The 14,962-nt window shown below is 44.1% G+C and carries 12 protein-coding genes; 3 read left to right on the top strand and 9 right to left on the bottom strand.

Going from position 1 to position 14,962, the window contains the following annotated elements:
* The gene (locus ABLU88_RS02615) at positions 1-741 is read right to left on the bottom strand and encodes an ABC transporter ATP-binding protein (RefSeq protein ID WP_004852439.1); all 741 of its coding nucleotides are present in this window, start codon (positions 739-741) and stop codon (positions 1-3) included.
* Positions 741-1,508, bottom strand: a complete 768-nt coding sequence (locus tag ABLU88_RS02610; protein WP_004138730.1) for an ABC transporter permease — start codon at positions 1,506-1,508, stop codon at positions 741-743. The genes ABLU88_RS02615 and ABLU88_RS02610 overlap by 1 nt, the downstream gene beginning before the upstream one ends.
* Positions 1,509-2,813: 1,305 nt before the next feature.
* Between ABLU88_RS02610 and ABLU88_RS02605 the strand changes: the two genes are divergently transcribed.
* The gene (locus tag ABLU88_RS02605; RefSeq protein WP_064404568.1) at positions 2,814-3,818 is read left to right on the top strand and encodes an NAD-dependent epimerase; all 1,005 of its coding nucleotides are present in this window, start codon (positions 2,814-2,816) and stop codon (positions 3,816-3,818) included.
* Positions 3,819-4,290: 472 nt separating this feature from the next.
* Positions 4,291-4,413: a small membrane protein gene (locus ABLU88_RS02600; protein ID WP_004138729.1), complete on the top strand. Its 123-nt coding sequence runs from the start codon at positions 4,291-4,293 to the stop codon at positions 4,411-4,413.
* Positions 4,414-4,985: 572 nt separating this feature from the next.
* Here ABLU88_RS02600 and ugd read toward each other — a convergent pair.
* The 7 genes from ugd to ABLU88_RS02565 all read right to left on the bottom strand — a co-directional run bounded on the left by ugd (position 4,986) and on the right by ABLU88_RS02565 (position 13,553).
* Complete coding sequence (ugd, locus tag ABLU88_RS02595; protein WP_025107748.1) at positions 4,986-6,152, bottom strand: UDP-glucose 6-dehydrogenase; 1,167 nt, start codon at positions 6,150-6,152, stop codon at positions 4,986-4,988.
* A 173-nt stretch (positions 6,153-6,325) separates the two neighbouring features.
* On the bottom strand, positions 6,326-6,880 hold the full coding sequence (gene rfbC / locus ABLU88_RS02590) for a dTDP-4-dehydrorhamnose 3,5-epimerase (RefSeq protein WP_014230057.1): 555 nt from the start codon (positions 6,878-6,880) through the stop codon (positions 6,326-6,328).
* Positions 6,881-6,895: 15 nt separating this feature from the next.
* Positions 6,896-7,786, bottom strand: coding sequence for a dTDP-4-dehydrorhamnose reductase (rfbD, locus tag ABLU88_RS02585; RefSeq protein ID WP_187227907.1), 891 nt, complete (start codon positions 7,784-7,786; stop codon positions 6,896-6,898).
* 31 nt (positions 7,787-7,817) lie between these two features.
* Positions 7,818-8,687 (bottom strand): glucose-1-phosphate thymidylyltransferase RfbA, encoded by an 870-nt coding sequence (gene rfbA, locus ABLU88_RS02580; RefSeq protein ID WP_004122480.1) that lies wholly within the window; start codon positions 8,685-8,687, stop codon positions 7,818-7,820.
* Between the two features lie 13 nt (positions 8,688-8,700).
* A complete protein-coding gene (gene rfbB, locus ABLU88_RS02575; RefSeq protein ID WP_116280325.1) occupies positions 8,701-9,765 on the bottom strand; it encodes a dTDP-glucose 4,6-dehydratase in 1,065 nt (354 codons plus the stop codon).
* 213 nt (positions 9,766-9,978) lie between these two features.
* On the bottom strand, positions 9,979-11,385 hold the full coding sequence (gndA, locus tag ABLU88_RS02570) for an NADP-dependent phosphogluconate dehydrogenase (protein WP_116280324.1): 1,407 nt from the start codon (positions 11,383-11,385) through the stop codon (positions 9,979-9,981).
* A gap of 281 nt (positions 11,386-11,666) precedes the next feature.
* Positions 11,667-13,553 (bottom strand): hypothetical protein, encoded by a 1,887-nt coding sequence (locus tag ABLU88_RS02565; protein WP_187227905.1) that lies wholly within the window; start codon positions 13,551-13,553, stop codon positions 11,667-11,669.
* A 207-nt stretch (positions 13,554-13,760) separates the two neighbouring features.
* On the opposite strand from ABLU88_RS02565, the gene ABLU88_RS02560 reads away from it, so the two are divergent.
* Positions 13,761-14,939, top strand: a complete 1,179-nt coding sequence (locus ABLU88_RS02560) for an EpsG family protein (protein WP_187227903.1) — start codon at positions 13,761-13,763, stop codon at positions 14,937-14,939.
* The last annotated feature ends 23 nt before the right edge of the window (positions 14,940-14,962 follow it).

Raw genomic sequence — 14,962 nt, 5'->3', positions numbered from 1 at the left:
TTAGGCCATTGCTTGTTTATAAAGTTCGATGATTCTTTCAGCAGAACCGATTTCCCGCAGACGGTGATTTTCGATCCAGACAACCCGATCGCATATCTTTTCCACATCACTCATGTTGTGGCTAACAAACAATATTGTCACGCCACGATTTTTGAACTCTTTAATCGTCTTGATACATTTGGCCTGAAAAGAAATATCGCCGACGGCAAGCACTTCATCGATAATCAAAATATCAGGCTCAACTTGACTGATAACAGAAAAACCAAGCTTCGCTAGCATACCGCTAGAATAGACGCGGATCGGCTCATCGATAAATTCTCCTAATTCGGAAAATTCAATGATGCGCTCCATTCGCTGCTGCACCTCTTTACGGCGTAACCCAAGAAGTGTGGCATTAAGAAAAATGTTCTCGCGCCCCGTCAATTCTGGATGAAAGCCGCCGCCCAGCTCAAGCATTGAAGCGACTCGCCCACGCGTGGTGACCGATCCTTTTGTGGGTTTTATCACGCCGGCAACCAGCCCCAAAGATGTGCTTTTACCTGCGCCATTTCGCCCGATGAGCGCAACGGCCTCTCCTTTACCGACCGTAAAAGAAACATCCTGAATAGCAAGATATTTGCGGCCCTTCAGTAATTGAAATGCTCTTTTGGGATGAAATATTAAATCTTTAATACCTGAGCCAATATGATGGTAAAGTGGATACTCTTTTGTCACATTATTAAAATCAATTACTGGTTCCATCACAAGATCTCTGCAAAGCGATATTTTAATTTATTAAAAATACTCAGACCGATAACCGTCAGCACTATACCCGTCAAATATAATACTGAAATATGCTCATAGTTTAAAACCCCATCCATAAATAAGTTGCGCCAGCTTAAAATCATACTCGCCAGAGGGTTATAGTCAATAACCCAGCTATATTTTGCCGGAATCATATCGGATGCGTATAAAATGGGCGTACAGTAGAACATTAACATAATACCGAGAGTCACAAATCTTTCCAGATCTCTAAAAAATAGATTCAACGTTGAAAAGATTATGGATATGCCAAAGGTGAATATCACCTGCCCGATAGCAATGAGCGGTATTCCCCACAGCCACGAAAGCGAAGGACGCATACCGTATACAAAAAGAAAAGCGACGATGACAGGAATGGTACACAAGAAGTGTAACCCTTCCATCATGACATTACTGAGCGGGATAACTGAGCGCGGAAATACAGTTTTTTTAATAATTTGCGCATTAGCAATAAATGAAAAAAGTGAATTTGTTGCTGAGCTTGCAAACCACTGCCAGGGAAACAGCCCCGTTATTAGAAAAAGGGTATAATTAGGTATCTGAACACGCATGATCAGTTTGAAAATAAAATAGTAGATCATCGCAAAAAGCAAAGGATTGGCAATTGACCATAAATAACCAAACACGCTACTTTTATACCGTACCTTTAGATCTTTATTAGTGATAACAACAAGCAGGTCAAATAAATACCCTAGATTATACTTCATTTTTATACTCATAAATTATTCTACGAAATTTTAAGCATTTTGTTATGCACTTTAGATTTCGCGTTGTAGCTGACTAAACCCCCGTCAGCTGCGATAGCTCTAACGCCCGAACTTATAGATTGCCGGTAGATACCGTGACTTGAGCATACGAGCTGAAAACCTAAGCACATAGATTAAAGCAAGATTTTCCCGAGTTTTGTCTCCGCTTTAATGCATTGGCAGCAGCCGACCATTGTAGATCTTGCATACCGAACTGGGACAAGTGAGATGCTGACCTGGAGATGACCAGTTAATGTGCTGTTTCATGGCAAACAGTAAAAACTGCTATTTTACAGTCAGATACCCCCTCCCCTTAATGTTATGAGATAGTTTTAAATCACGCTACCGCCCTTGGCTGTCGCAACCAAACTGCGTAATGATTCATCTATCTTGTCTGTCAACATCTCCAGCGCCGGTTATCACAACCACAGCGCACTGGCTCAACGCCGTCCTGAGGTTAAACAGCGGCTGTCGAAAAAGTGGCCGCCCGTGACACCGGGTGTTGCTCGCTTGAAAACGATAAAGATTCAAGCAGGGGCACACTCTCGCTGTTTGCTTTCGCCTCATCCATCAGGAATTTCTCAATTCGCTCTTCCGACAAGCCTGTTTTTCATGCGTCACAGGGCTCTGTCTCCGTTATCTACCCATTCATCTTCTGATGAATCAGCGCAAACTGTGCTCCAATATTGATTGAAATGACGCCAACAATCAGTTTAGTGTCATATTTAATGCTGCGCACAGGATAGCTGATTAAGCTGACAACACAATGGTCATGCAAATGAGCAGCAGCATTATAGCGCTGGTCTATAGGAATAAAAATGAAAATACGTTGCCAATCAATTCATATTGCAAATGATTCAGGGGGTAAACATAATTTAAACAAAATACAGCAATGAAAATAAGCGTTTGATTTAAAAAGGAAAACCTTAAAAAGCCGCCTTCAATGTGAAATAATTGTAAACTCAAACATAAAATCAATTTTAATCTGCGTTAATTCTCCGGGGCATAAACCGTTCAGGCAGAACAGGGAATCCTGAGTACGCGATCAAACCATACGCAATCATTATCTTGCTAATCATAAAGCACGGATAATGAATTTCATTGAAACTACAGAACGCCAGTACATTCTCGATACTATCCGGACGCCAGCGCTTCCCCAGCGAACACATGAACATAATCAGCAACGGTAAAGCAGGTGATCCACGCGGCAAGCCAGTGTAAAATCAACGAATAGATAGCGGGACACAGTCACCCCAGAGGATGAATATGAAATTTTTAGTAACTGGAGCCGCAGGATTCATCGGCTTTCATACCTGCAAGCGCCTTCTGGAGGCGGGTCATGAGGTTGTCGGCCTCGACAACATGAACGACTATTATGACGTCAATCTTAAGCAGGCCCGTCTGGATTTACTGCAATCTCCACTGTTCAGTTTTCACAAAATCGATCTCGCGGATCGTGAAGGTATTGCCCGGCTTTTTGCTAACGAGAAATTTAACCGAGTGATCCATCTCGCCGCGCAGGCAGGAGTTCGCTACTCCCTGGAAAACCCGTTCGCTTATGCTGACGCTAACCTGATTGGTTATCTGAACATTCTTGAAGGCTGCAGACACAACGACGTTGAGCATTTGCTCTATGCCTCATCCAGTTCGGTCTATGGCCTGAACCGTAAAATGCCGTTCTCTACGGAGGATTCAGTTGATCATCCGGTTTCGCTGTATGCCGCCACCAAGAAAGCGAATGAACTGATGGCGCATACCTACTCGCATCTTTATGGCATTCCAACCACCGGACTGAGATTCTTCACCGTCTACGGCCCGTGGGGCCGTCCGGATATGGCGCTGTTCAAGTTTACGAAAGCCATGCTGGAAGGTAAGAGTATTGATGTCTACAACTACGGCAAGATGAAGCGCGACTTCACCTACATTGACGATATCGTTGAGGCGGTTGTAAGGATGCAGGACATTATCCCGCAGCCTAATCCGGAATGGACCGTTGAAACGGGTTCACCAGCGGATAGCTCGGCGCCATACCGGGTGTATAACATCGGGAATAGCTCACCGGTTGAGCTCATGGATTACATCACTGCTCTGGAAGAGGCTCTGGGGATGGTGGCGGAGAAAAATATGATGCCGATACAACCTGGCGATGTGCTGGAAACCAGCGCAGATACCAGGCCGCTGTATGATGCGGTGGGATTCAGGCCACAAACGACGGTTAGCCAGGGGGTGAAGAACTTCGTTGACTGGTATAAAGCTTATTACAAGGCGTAGTCATATCAGGTATTGTGGATTTAGCCGCAGCAGAACGCTACTGCGGCTTTTTTATATCTGAAATGGTCATTGGATAAACTTATCCATCCTGCTGAGAGTTGAGAGACGTAATTTATTTATGGCCTGCCGCTGAAAACCACACAAAACCCAAACGTAGATTTAACACGAAGCAAACAAAACCTTCATCAAACTCTCATCTAAGCCACTTCCATTACCTTCACTGAAGAGCATTACCTTATAAAGCAAACAATCCCCAGCGCATCAGTCTGCCAGCAAAGTCGGCCACAGCGCTATTGTTCAACGTAACGGTAATGAAAAAGTTTTTTCCACTTTTCTCAAAAAAAAACCACAAACACCATATAGGAATTTTCTTAAATTCAGGCTATGTTAAGCAGGCAAAGGCATGCTTTTGCAGAGATATTAGTTCGCAGGCAAATGGATTTATAACATTCCTTTCATTCTGGTACGCATTATGGCAAACATAATTTTCTTAGCAGTTGCTGCCATCCTGTTGATTGTTTCAGTCTATTTTCTGATTTCTTATATCAAAGATCAGAAAAAGACCAAGCTGACTTTTAACAAACGAAAGTGGTGAAAAGAAAACTTAATATAATTATAATACAGGCATAGGAAATAATAATATAAGAATGAAACACTGCCAGCGGTGGGGATACGCATAGTCTTTACAGCTGGCATTGGATATCTTTTTAAAATAAAAATGTCATATTAAACTGATACTATATCCTTAGCATCAGCACGCTCTTCTCATGGGCATGAATGGCTTGCGTTTGCTATGCCTGCGCCCTTGCCTTGAAAGATCCCGCAACTTCCCGTGTCAATATCAATCAGCGCCTCATCGCAACGCAGTGCGGCTGAGAACCCGGGATCCAGAAACAACAAAAGCCTGCAAGCAGGCTCTGTTTTACCTTCCGGCGCTTATCTCCAGCGTCTACATCACAGTGACGGTAGCTCTTCACAAGGTGAATTTAACATATCCGACCTCAATGGTTGGGACAAGATGATCGATTGAAGAATTTAAGCGAGGTCACGTTTTTTAGGGAGTTGGGTCGGGGAAGAGGAGCAATACGATTCGTCAGGCGAATAGTGCCCCCTTCAGAAGAGAGGAAAATTCTGGCCGACAGCGCATCTCCCGGCCAGAGGGGGGATTTAGTCACTACCGAACAAATCGCGGGTATACACTTTGTCAGCGACATCCGACAGCTCTTCAGCCATTCGGTTTGAGACAATCACGTCAGCTTCTTGTTTGAACGCGTCGAAATCGCGAACCACGCGGGAATTAAAGAACTCATCTTCCTGCATAACCGGTTCGTAGATAATGACCGGGATGCCTTTGGCCTTGATACGCTTCATGATGCCCTGAATTGAGGAAGCGCGGAAGTTATCGGAGCCACTCTTCATGATCAGGCGATAGATACCAACGACTTTAGGCTTGCGCGCCAGGATAGAGTCAGCGATAAAATCTTTACGCGTGCGGTTAGCATCGACGATGGCACCGATGATGTTATTCGGTACAGATTCGTAGTTTGCCAGCAGCTGCTTGGTATCTTTCGGCAGGCAGTAGCCGCCATAGCCAAAGGATGGATTGTTATAGTGATTACCGATTCGCGGATCGAGACACACGCCTTCGATGATCTGTTTACTGTTCAGACCCTGGCTTTCAGCATAGCTGTCCAGTTCATTAAAGTAGGCTACGCGCAGCGCCAGGTAGGTATTGGCGAATAACTTAATCGCCTCAGCTTCGGTAGAGTCAGTAAACAGCGTCGGGATATCCTGCTTAATCGCGCCTTCTTTCAGCAGATTAGCAAAACGCTCCGCGCGTTCTGAACGTTCGCCAATGACGATACGAGACGGGTGCAGGTTGTCGTAAAGCGCGCGGCCTTCACGCAGAAACTCAGGAGAGAAAATGACGTTATCAATGCCCAGGCGCTCTTTAATATCACGCGTAAAGCCAACGGGAATGGTGGATTTAATAATCATTACCGCGTCTGGGTTAATCTCGGTGACATCACGAATAACGGCTTCAACGGTCGAAGTATTGAAGTAGTTGGTTTTCGGATCGTAGTCAGTCGGTGTAGCGATAATGACATAGTCTGCATCACGATAGGCATCATGCTTGTCAGTTGTCGCGCGAAAATTCAACGGTTTTTCCGCCAGATATTCCTGGATCTCCTTATCGACAATCGGAGAAATCTTTTGGTTAATCATATCAACTTTGGATTGAATGATATCCAGCGCCACCACTTCGTGGTTTTGCGCAATCAGGATGCCATTCGATAAACCAACATAACCGGTACCGGAAATAGTAATTTTCATTCGATCACACTTTAATCAGTTAACTGGACGGCGGCGGATGGCCGCAAATTAAGCAAAACTGTTGATGTTTCTACTCTCAGGAACAATGTAAGTCAAGCAAGACACCAAAGGTCTCTGAAATACTGTATAGGCCTATAAAGGGCCTATACAGTAAATGAAGCTATATTTTATGCTTATTTATATACTTCAGCTGTCTTTAAGGTATGAGCCTGCAAATCCTTATCAGATAAAGAGAGCGTACAGTCTGCAATCTCCGGCCACTGGATATTAATCTCCGGATCGTTCCAGATAATGCTCCGCTCAGACTGCGGCGCATAATAGTTCGTGGCCTTGTACACAAACTGCACCGTTTCGCTCAACGCCATGAAGCCATGGGCAAACCCTTCCGGAATCCACAGCTGACGCTTGTTTTCCGCGCTCAGTACCGCCCCCACCCATTTACCAAACGTTGGCGATGAACGGCGGATATCGACCGCCACATCAAACACCTCGCCTTCAATGCAGCGAACCAGTTTGCCCTGGGCATGCGGGTCAAGCTGATAGTGCAGTCCGCGCAGCACGCCTTTCTGCGACTGAGAGTGGTTATCCTGAACAAACTCCACTTTCCGCCCTACTGCTTCATCAAATACTTTACTGCTGAAGCTCTCAAAGAAAAAACCGCGCGCATCGCCGAAAACACGAGGCTCAAAAATCAGCACTTCAGGGATATCTGTCTTAATAATATTCATAATATTTCTGCCCGTTTACTTGCCCAGAACTTCTGTTACCACGCGCGCCACGCCCTGGCGCCAGTCCGGCAGCGTCACGCCAAATACACGCTGGAATTTCTCATTCGACAGCCGTGAGTTCAGCGGACGTTTTGCCGGCGTTGGGTAGGCCGTGGTGGGGATACCGCTTACTGCTTTGATTGCCAGCTCTGCGCCGTGCGACCGCGCCACCTCAAAAACAAATTCCGCGTACTCCGCCCAGCTGGTTTCCCCGCTGGCCACCAGATGATAGGTCCCGGCTACAGCACGGTTGCGCTGTTCTTCACGAATGGCGATTGCCGTACAGTCCGCCAGCAGCTCTGCGCCGGTTGGCGCACCGTGCTGATCGTTAATAATCGACAGCGCCTCTTTCTCACCTGCCAGACGCAGCATCGTTTTAGCGAAGTTTGCCCCGCGGGTGGCATATACCCAACTGGTACGGAAAATAAGATGGCGCGGATTCGCCTGCTCCAGCGCGATTTCCCCGGCTCGTTTGGTTTCGCCGTACACGTTCAGCGGGCCGGTCGCCTCATCTTCCAGACGATAGTGGCTTCCCTGGCCGTCAAACACATAGTCCGTTGAGTAGTGCACCATCAACGCCCCCAGCTTCGCTGACTCTACTGCCAGCACCGCCACGCCCCGGTCGTTCAGCAGATCGGAAAGCTCGCGCTCGCTTTCCGCTTTGTCCACCGCCGTATGGGCAGCCGCGTTCACCACTACATCCGGTTTTACCGTACGGACCGTCTGCGCGATCCCTTCCAGGTTGGTAAGATCACCGCATAGCGTTTTATCAAAAAAGTCCACGGCAACCACTTCGCCCAGCGTGGACAGCGCACGTTGCAGCTCCCAGCCCACCTGGCCATTTTTGCCAATCAGTAAAATTTTCATACGTTAATATCCCAATGATGACCGGCAGCCATTAATGCTCATTCAGCAGACGTTTCAGGTAAGCACCGTACTCGGTTTTCTTCAACCGTTCGGCCTGTACCGCCACCCCTTCCGCGCTCAGCCACTGCTTGCGATAAGCAATTTCTTCCAGACAGGCTACTTTCATCCCCTGACGCTTCTCGATGGTATGGATAAACTGAGAGGCCTCAATCAGGCTGTCGTGGGTTCCCGTATCCAGCCAGGCAAAACCACGGCCCAGCAGTTCAACCTGCAGGTCACCCCGATCCAGATACATCTGGTTCAGCGTGGTGATCTCAAGCTCCCCACGCGCGGAGGGTTTAACTTCCTTCGCCATTGCCACCACATCGGTGTCATAAAAATAGAGTCCGGTCACCGCCCAGTCAGATTTCGGCTTCAGCGGCTTCTCTTCAATCGACAGCGCTTTAAAGTTCTCATCAAACTCCACCACACCGAAACGTTCCGGATCGAGAACCTGGTAGCCGAATACCGTAGCTCCGGATGTTTTGCTGGCCGCCGCATCCAGTTTCCGTCCAAAGCTCTGACCAAAGTAGATATTATCGCCCAGAACTAATGCACAGGCATCATTACCGATAAACTTCTCGCCGATGATAAAGGCCTGCGCCAGACCGTCCGGCGACGGCTGAATCGCGTAGCTGAAATTCACGCCAAACTGAGAACCGTCACCCAGCAGACGCTGAAATGCGGGCATATCCTCCGGCGTAGTGATAATCAGGATATCCTTGATTCCCGCCAGCATCAGAACAGAAACCGGGTAGTAAATCATCGGTTTGTCATAAATGGGCAGTAGCTGCTTGGAAACACCCTGGGTGATCGGATATAAACGCGTGCCGGAGCCGCCGGCCAGTACAATACCTTTCATGCTTCTTTCCTTTTTAGTTGTTCAGGCCAAGACGTTCACCGGCATAGGAGCCATCCAGCACGCGCTGCCACCAGGTCGTGTTGTTCAGGTACCAGTGAACCGTTTTTTCAATTCCGCTTTCAAATGTCTCTTCGGGCACCCAGCCCAGATCGCGCTGAATTTTCGCCGCATCAATGGCATAACGCAGGTCATGACCCGGACGGTCTTTCACAAACGTAATCAGATCGGCAAACTGGCTGATATTGCCCGGCTTCTGTTCAACCACTTTATCGAGAATGGCGCAAATGGTGCGCACGACATCAATGTTTTTACGCTCGTTATGGCCGCCGATGTTATACGTTTCACCACTACGGCCTTCCGTCGCCACTTTGTATAGCGCCCGGGCGTGATCTTCTACGTACAGCCAGTCGCGGATCTGTTCTCCGTTGCCGTAGACGGGCAGCGGTTTGCCAGCGAGGGCATTGAGGATGGTCAGCGGAATAAGTTTTTCCGGGAAGTGATACGGGCCGTAGTTGTTGGAGCAGTTGGTCACCACCACCGGCAGGCCATAGGTGCGGTTCCAGGCGCGGACAAGATGGTCGCTGCCGGCCTTGGAGGCAGAGTACGGGCTGCTTGGCGCGTACGGAGTCTCTTCGGTGAACAGATCATCGGTACCGTGCAGGTCGCCGTAGACTTCATCGGTCGAAATATGGTGGAAGCGGAAAGCCTGCTTCTGGGCCGTATCGAGAGCTGACCAGTACTGGCGGGCAGCTTCCAGCAGGGTGAAAGTTCCAATCAGGTTGGTCTGAATAAAGGCAGCAGGTCCGTCGATAGAGCGGTCCACGTGACTCTCTGCGGCCAGGTGCATCACAATATCCGGACGGAAATCGCTGAACTGCTCTGCCACAGATTTGGCATCAGTGATATCTGTCTGAGAAAACGAGTAGCGTTCATTACCAGCAACCGGCGTCAGGGACTCAAGATTACCGGCGTAGGTGAGACAATCTATTACGCGTACTTCGTCGGAGGTGTTTTCAATGATATGACGAACGACTGCAGAACCAATAAAACCTGCACCGCCAGTGACAAGGATCTTCATATTTAACTTACCTTTTATTACCAGAACCTAAAAAAAATTCGAAATATATCCATCAGGATATCAATATCATATTAAATGATTTCCTTTAGAAAAATATTTGCAAATTACGTTTTTAAAAAAATAGGATAAGTGAGTACTAATTACAGGAGAGAAATTCTATTTGTTGAAAATTTATGCCCGGGTTAATACCCCGGGCAAATGACACTAAAAACTTTACTCCATCCACTCAGTGTGGAACACACCTTCTTTATCGGTACGCTTATAAGTATGCGCCCCGAAATAGTCACGCTGCGCCTGAATCAGGTTAGCAGGCAAGACTGCGGAACGATAGCTATCGTAGTAGGCGATGGCCGCAGAGAAAGTAGGAACCGGAATACCATTCTGAACAGCATATGCAACAACATCGCGCAGGGCTTGCTGATAATCATCGGCGATCTGCTTGAAGTATGGAGCCAGCAGCAGGTTGGCAATGTCGGCATTCTGCTCATAGGCATCAGTAATCTTTTGCAGGAACTGAGCACGAATGATACAGCCGGCACGGAAGATTTTCGCAATCTCACCGTAGTTCAGATCCCAGTGGTATTCATCAGAAGCCGCGCGCAGTTGGGAGAAACCTTGAGCGTAAGAGACGATTTTGCCCAGATACAGAGCGCGGCGAACTTTCTCAACGAACTCCGCTTTATCGCCTGCACTCTTAGCCTGCGGTCCGGTAAGAACCTTCGAAGCAGCCACACGTTGATCTTTCAGAGAAGAGATATAGCGAGCGAATACAGATTCAGTGATGAGTGACAGCGGTTCACCGAGGTCAAGAGAGCTTTGGCTGGTCCATTTACCGGTACCTTTGTTTGCCGCCTCATCGAGGATCACGTCGACCAGGTATTTACCCTCTTCATCTTTTTTGGTGAAGATGTCTTTAGTGATGTCAATGAGATAGCTGCTAAGCTCACCTTCATTCCATTCGGTAAAGGTTTGCGCCAGCTCTTCATTAGAAAGCGCCAGACCGCCTTTCAGTAAAGCGTAGGCTTCTGCAATAAGCTGCATATCACCGTATTCAATACCGTTGTGAACCATTTTAACATAATGACCAGCGCCATCGGCACCGATATAGGTTACGCACGGCTCACCGTCTTCAGCGACAGCAGCAATCTGCTTGAGAATTGGAGCAACCAGTTCATAAGCTTCTTTCTGACCGCCAGGCATGATCGAAGGACCTTTGAGAGCCCCTTCTTCACCGCCGGACACGCCGGTTCCGATGAAGTTAAAACCTTCAGCAGAAAGCTCACGATTTCGACGAATCGTATCCTGGAAGAAAGTGTTACCACCATCGATAATGATGTCACCCTTGTCCAGGTAAGGCTTCAGAGAGTTGATGGCACTATCAGTGCCTGCGCCCGCCTTCACCATTAACAGGATACGGCGTGGAGTTTCGAGCGACTCAACAAACTCTTGCACTGTATAATGTGGGACCAGTTTCTTGCCCGGGTTCTCGGCAATCACTTCTTCGGTCTTTTCACGGGAGCGGTTGAAAACGGAGACGGTATAACCACGGCTCTCGATGTTGAGCGCGAGGTTACGCCCCATCACTGCCATACCGACCACCCCAATTTGCTGTTTAGACATGAACTTAACTCCAAGCTGAAGTATAAAATAACTGCAAACACTGAACATTGCAGACTATCGATGATATCTGTAAAAAGCCGGAAAAAATGATAACTCACTTATCACTCAGGTTGTAGAGGATTTCATTAGTTTCTTCCACATCAATTTACAATCCTAACAAAAAATAAACAAACCCAAAAGTCCGACAATAGGAATATAATCACACACTGTTAAAATTTAAAAAATGAAAGCCCTATAATTTTAAAGAAATATATCTAACCCCAACAGAAAATTTCCAATGATCACTCACTTGGTACAATAACATAAGCTAAGGAAATAGAAAAATCCGTTATGGCTTCAATCAAGTCAACATTAGAAAAAAAGGTACCGGCACTATCTTTGATAAGAGAGACACCCTCTGCTGTGCGGCAAACAGAAATATTAATATTCTTACACATACCTGGAATAATAACAGTGCTTAATATAAAGCAACAATCCTCAGGTAATGGGTAAGGGAGATTACTAATTTCAACACTGTCCTTGACACTATTTTTGTGTACATGATGAAGAGTAATTGAGATGTTAACGACATTTCCACACTTAATATAAAAAGCATCAATTGATTCAGCATGAACATTTACATCAGGCTTAAACACACCATTTAAATAATCAAATTTCAAAGAATTTTTTGCGAATTTAATAGGAGTACTTAAGAAAAAGTCATCATACATACCGTATTTTTCATGAATGTTTTCACCATCAAATGATGTTATATTCATGTATGGATAAGCACTTGCACCAGTAAGATTCAAGCTATTAATAGAAATACCTTTTGTAACCGTAAAGCTTGACTTATCGTGAGTTTCTGTGATCTGATTGCCGCTGGATAGAATAATGGATTTAACATCTAAGCCTTCAGCAACGGTATAACCAATACCATAACCGCTTTCTCTATAGAGGTCCGCGCAGTCTATACCAAATGCATTTTTTTTCAGAATGGTTTTTCTATTATCGTACAACCCACTACGTTCAATATAAGCATCATTAATGTAGCACCCAAGTATTTTAGGTGCAAAAATAGAGACAGGGGTACGGTGGCAACCTAAAGTTTTGAGTCTGTTAATAACAACACCCGAAATAGGCCTTCCATACCTCGAAATATAGAGGCGAGCTCTACCAGCTATGCCATAATAAGTTGGCATGATAGCACCATGTGTACTCTCGCTATTACTTAATCGACCTCCGTTAAAGCTTTTTTTGCTATTAGCTGATTTAAAGAAATATTTATCAAAAAAAGCATCAAGTTTAACAAGTCTTGTTGAGAACATACCATCTATCTGTGCGTATTGGATTTCCTCAGTATAACAAAAGTCGACCCAACCAACTAAATTAACATCATGAGCAGGATAAGGTGGCAAAAAATTAGAATCTTGATAAGTTGAATTCCTGTTCGTCCACCATCCTCCGATAATATCGCCAGACATACAACCTGAGTAGGTCATTACACCTTCATGACAACGTTCCATTCCAAGTTTCAATCCAGAAATACCACACCCAATAAACTTCAATGACTCATAAGTTGCTTCCGATATGCATAGACATATACGGCCTATAAAATAGTTACTCATAGTGAAGTTTGAGAAATGGTACCGAGATGTTCTGCTGTAGTCTTCTCCTGATGAAATTGCAATACCAACTAGCTGCTCTGTATTAATTGGTGATTCATTTATATTCCATGGACCAATTATCATATCATGCTCAATATTAGTTGCTACCAGAGATATATCTCCGGTAATTAATAAGCAAGCATTCATCGTTACTGTCTCTTCTGCAGAGAAAATTATATCGCCTTCTTTAACAAAGAGTGATGATATCGAACCATCATCCGCAGGAAGTTTTATTTTATGTAACGGCTTACCAATATAATAAACACCACTGAACTTAACTTCACCAAATCCATTTTTTATTGCATAGTCGATAGCATCCTGAAACGCTCTAGTGCTATCGATGTTTTTATTAGCTCTAACAGCCCCAAAGTCTTCAGGATCAACGTATCCTTTATTCTTAACAATTTCATCTATGTCAGTATTTGGTGTAATATCTTTTTCTTGTGACGCGGCGTTGGTCTTATTAAGACTTAACATTCCTATTGCAGAAATCAATAGTTTAAATAGATGACGTCTCTGCATTTAGACTCCTACTCAAATTCACATAAAAAAACACATGTACTATATCAGTACTTAGAACTTGATTGTGCCCATAAAAAAATAATACAATTGGTTTTCTCGTTTTTTTGTGGTAGTTTGTTTATGTATTCATAAATTGAGGAGTAAGTAGAATGTTATTATTTAATCCTGTACTAGCTCATATAAAAGTAATCAAGGAGTAAACAATAAATGCCTTTATTTTTTGGTAATTTATATCTGCTGCTATTTTTCGGTATTTCTATATTTACCCTTTTCGTATCATATTTTGCGATACAATATAACTCACGAAAAATTGATTTGGTAGGTTTATTAATCGCTTACATTACTATGGTATTATTTTATGGGTTAAGAGAACCAGGAACGACAGATATAAAAATGTATCTTGAAAATTTTGATGCTCTTAATAACTTTGCTGACTTTAACTGGGGCTTCGGTTTTTATATCCTAATGAAAACCATAAAAGCCATATCAGCAGAACATGCATTTTTTATATTTGCAAGCTCTTTTATCTTTGCAACTATTTTATTATTTTTTACGTGCATTGTGTTGAAAGCGAAACCCTATAAATCATTGTTCATGATATCATTGCTATATGGATGGTACATGCTTGATTTAGCAACAAATACTTATCGTCAGGGAATAGCCCTCCTGTTTATTATGTTTTCGCTGTTATACATAGCAAGGAAAGATTATTTAAAATTTTCTATTCTCTCTGTAGTTGCTGTAAGCATTCATTGGGGAGCATTAATTCCTATAGTTATATGTGTTATATCTCTATTTTTGTCTAAAAGCATTAAGGCCACTAAATATCTAAGTTTATTTGCAATAATTCTTTTTAGCATATCCTTTATTATAAATCTTGATATTGCAAAGAATATTGCGAATAGCACACTGAGTTCGTCACTCGATCAAATATTTGTAGGTGTAAATATTGCAAGTAAAATGTCGAGTTATCTTAATTCTGAAGTTGACGGTTCAGCATTTTATGATATATCAATATTAAGAAAAATAAAATTCACAATAGAAGCATTTCTACCATTATTGATAAATACCATTTTCCTTTTCAAACTAGATAAAAAAGTCTGCGAAGAAAAAAAGGTGGGGTTAAATCCCTTATATTACGTTGCCAGTAATTATATATCTCTACTGAACATTTATGCAGTATCTATTATCTCCATGGCATGGTTTTTTAGAAATTTCTATTGGTTACCAATTGCATCAAATTTATGCTTAATTATGTTACTCTTTACATTCAAAAAAAGCAGTACAAACAACTTTTATACTCTCTTTTATATCATAGGTATTATACTCTTGAGTATATTAACAATATGGACGTCTGAGCTATTAAAAATGTCCTATCCCATCTAAAACTTTAAGCCGCATGCAAATGT

It is taken from the genome of Klebsiella sp. GW_Kp182 (assembly GCF_040062275.1).
Lineage (GTDB): Bacteria > Pseudomonadota > Gammaproteobacteria > Enterobacterales > Enterobacteriaceae > Klebsiella > Klebsiella michiganensis.
This window is presented reverse-complemented; position numbering and strand designations above follow the sequence as displayed.

Coding starts and splice junctions, on each gene's coding strand:
- ABLU88_RS02615 (WP_004852439.1), bottom strand. CDS start 741: ATGGAACCAGTAATTGATTTTAATAATGTGACAAAAGAGTATCCACTT.
- ABLU88_RS02610 (WP_004138730.1), bottom strand. CDS start 1,508: ATGAAGTATAATCTAGGGTATTTATTTGACCTGCTTGTTGTTATCACT.
- ABLU88_RS02605 (WP_064404568.1), top strand. CDS start 2,814: ATGAAATTTTTAGTAACTGGAGCCGCAGGATTCATCGGCTTTCATACC.
- ABLU88_RS02600 (WP_004138729.1), top strand. CDS start 4,291: ATGGCAAACATAATTTTCTTAGCAGTTGCTGCCATCCTGTTGATTGTT.
- ugd (WP_025107748.1), bottom strand. CDS start 6,152: ATGAAAATTACTATTTCCGGTACCGGTTATGTTGGTTTATCGAATGGC.
- rfbC (WP_014230057.1), bottom strand. CDS start 6,880: ATGAATATTATTAAGACAGATATCCCTGAAGTGCTGATTTTTGAGCCT.
- rfbD (WP_187227907.1), bottom strand. CDS start 7,786: ATGAAAATTTTACTGATTGGCAAAAATGGCCAGGTGGGCTGGGAGCTG.
- rfbA (WP_004122480.1), bottom strand. CDS start 8,687: ATGAAAGGTATTGTACTGGCCGGCGGCTCCGGCACGCGTTTATATCCG.
- rfbB (WP_116280325.1), bottom strand. CDS start 9,765: ATGAAGATCCTTGTCACTGGCGGTGCAGGTTTTATTGGTTCTGCAGTC.
- gndA (WP_116280324.1), bottom strand. CDS start 11,385: ATGTCTAAACAGCAAATTGGGGTGGTCGGTATGGCAGTGATGGGGCGT.
- ABLU88_RS02565 (WP_187227905.1), bottom strand. CDS start 13,553: ATGCAGAGACGTCATCTATTTAAACTATTGATTTCTGCAATAGGAATG.
- ABLU88_RS02560 (WP_187227903.1), top strand. CDS start 13,761: ATGCCTTTATTTTTTGGTAATTTATATCTGCTGCTATTTTTCGGTATT.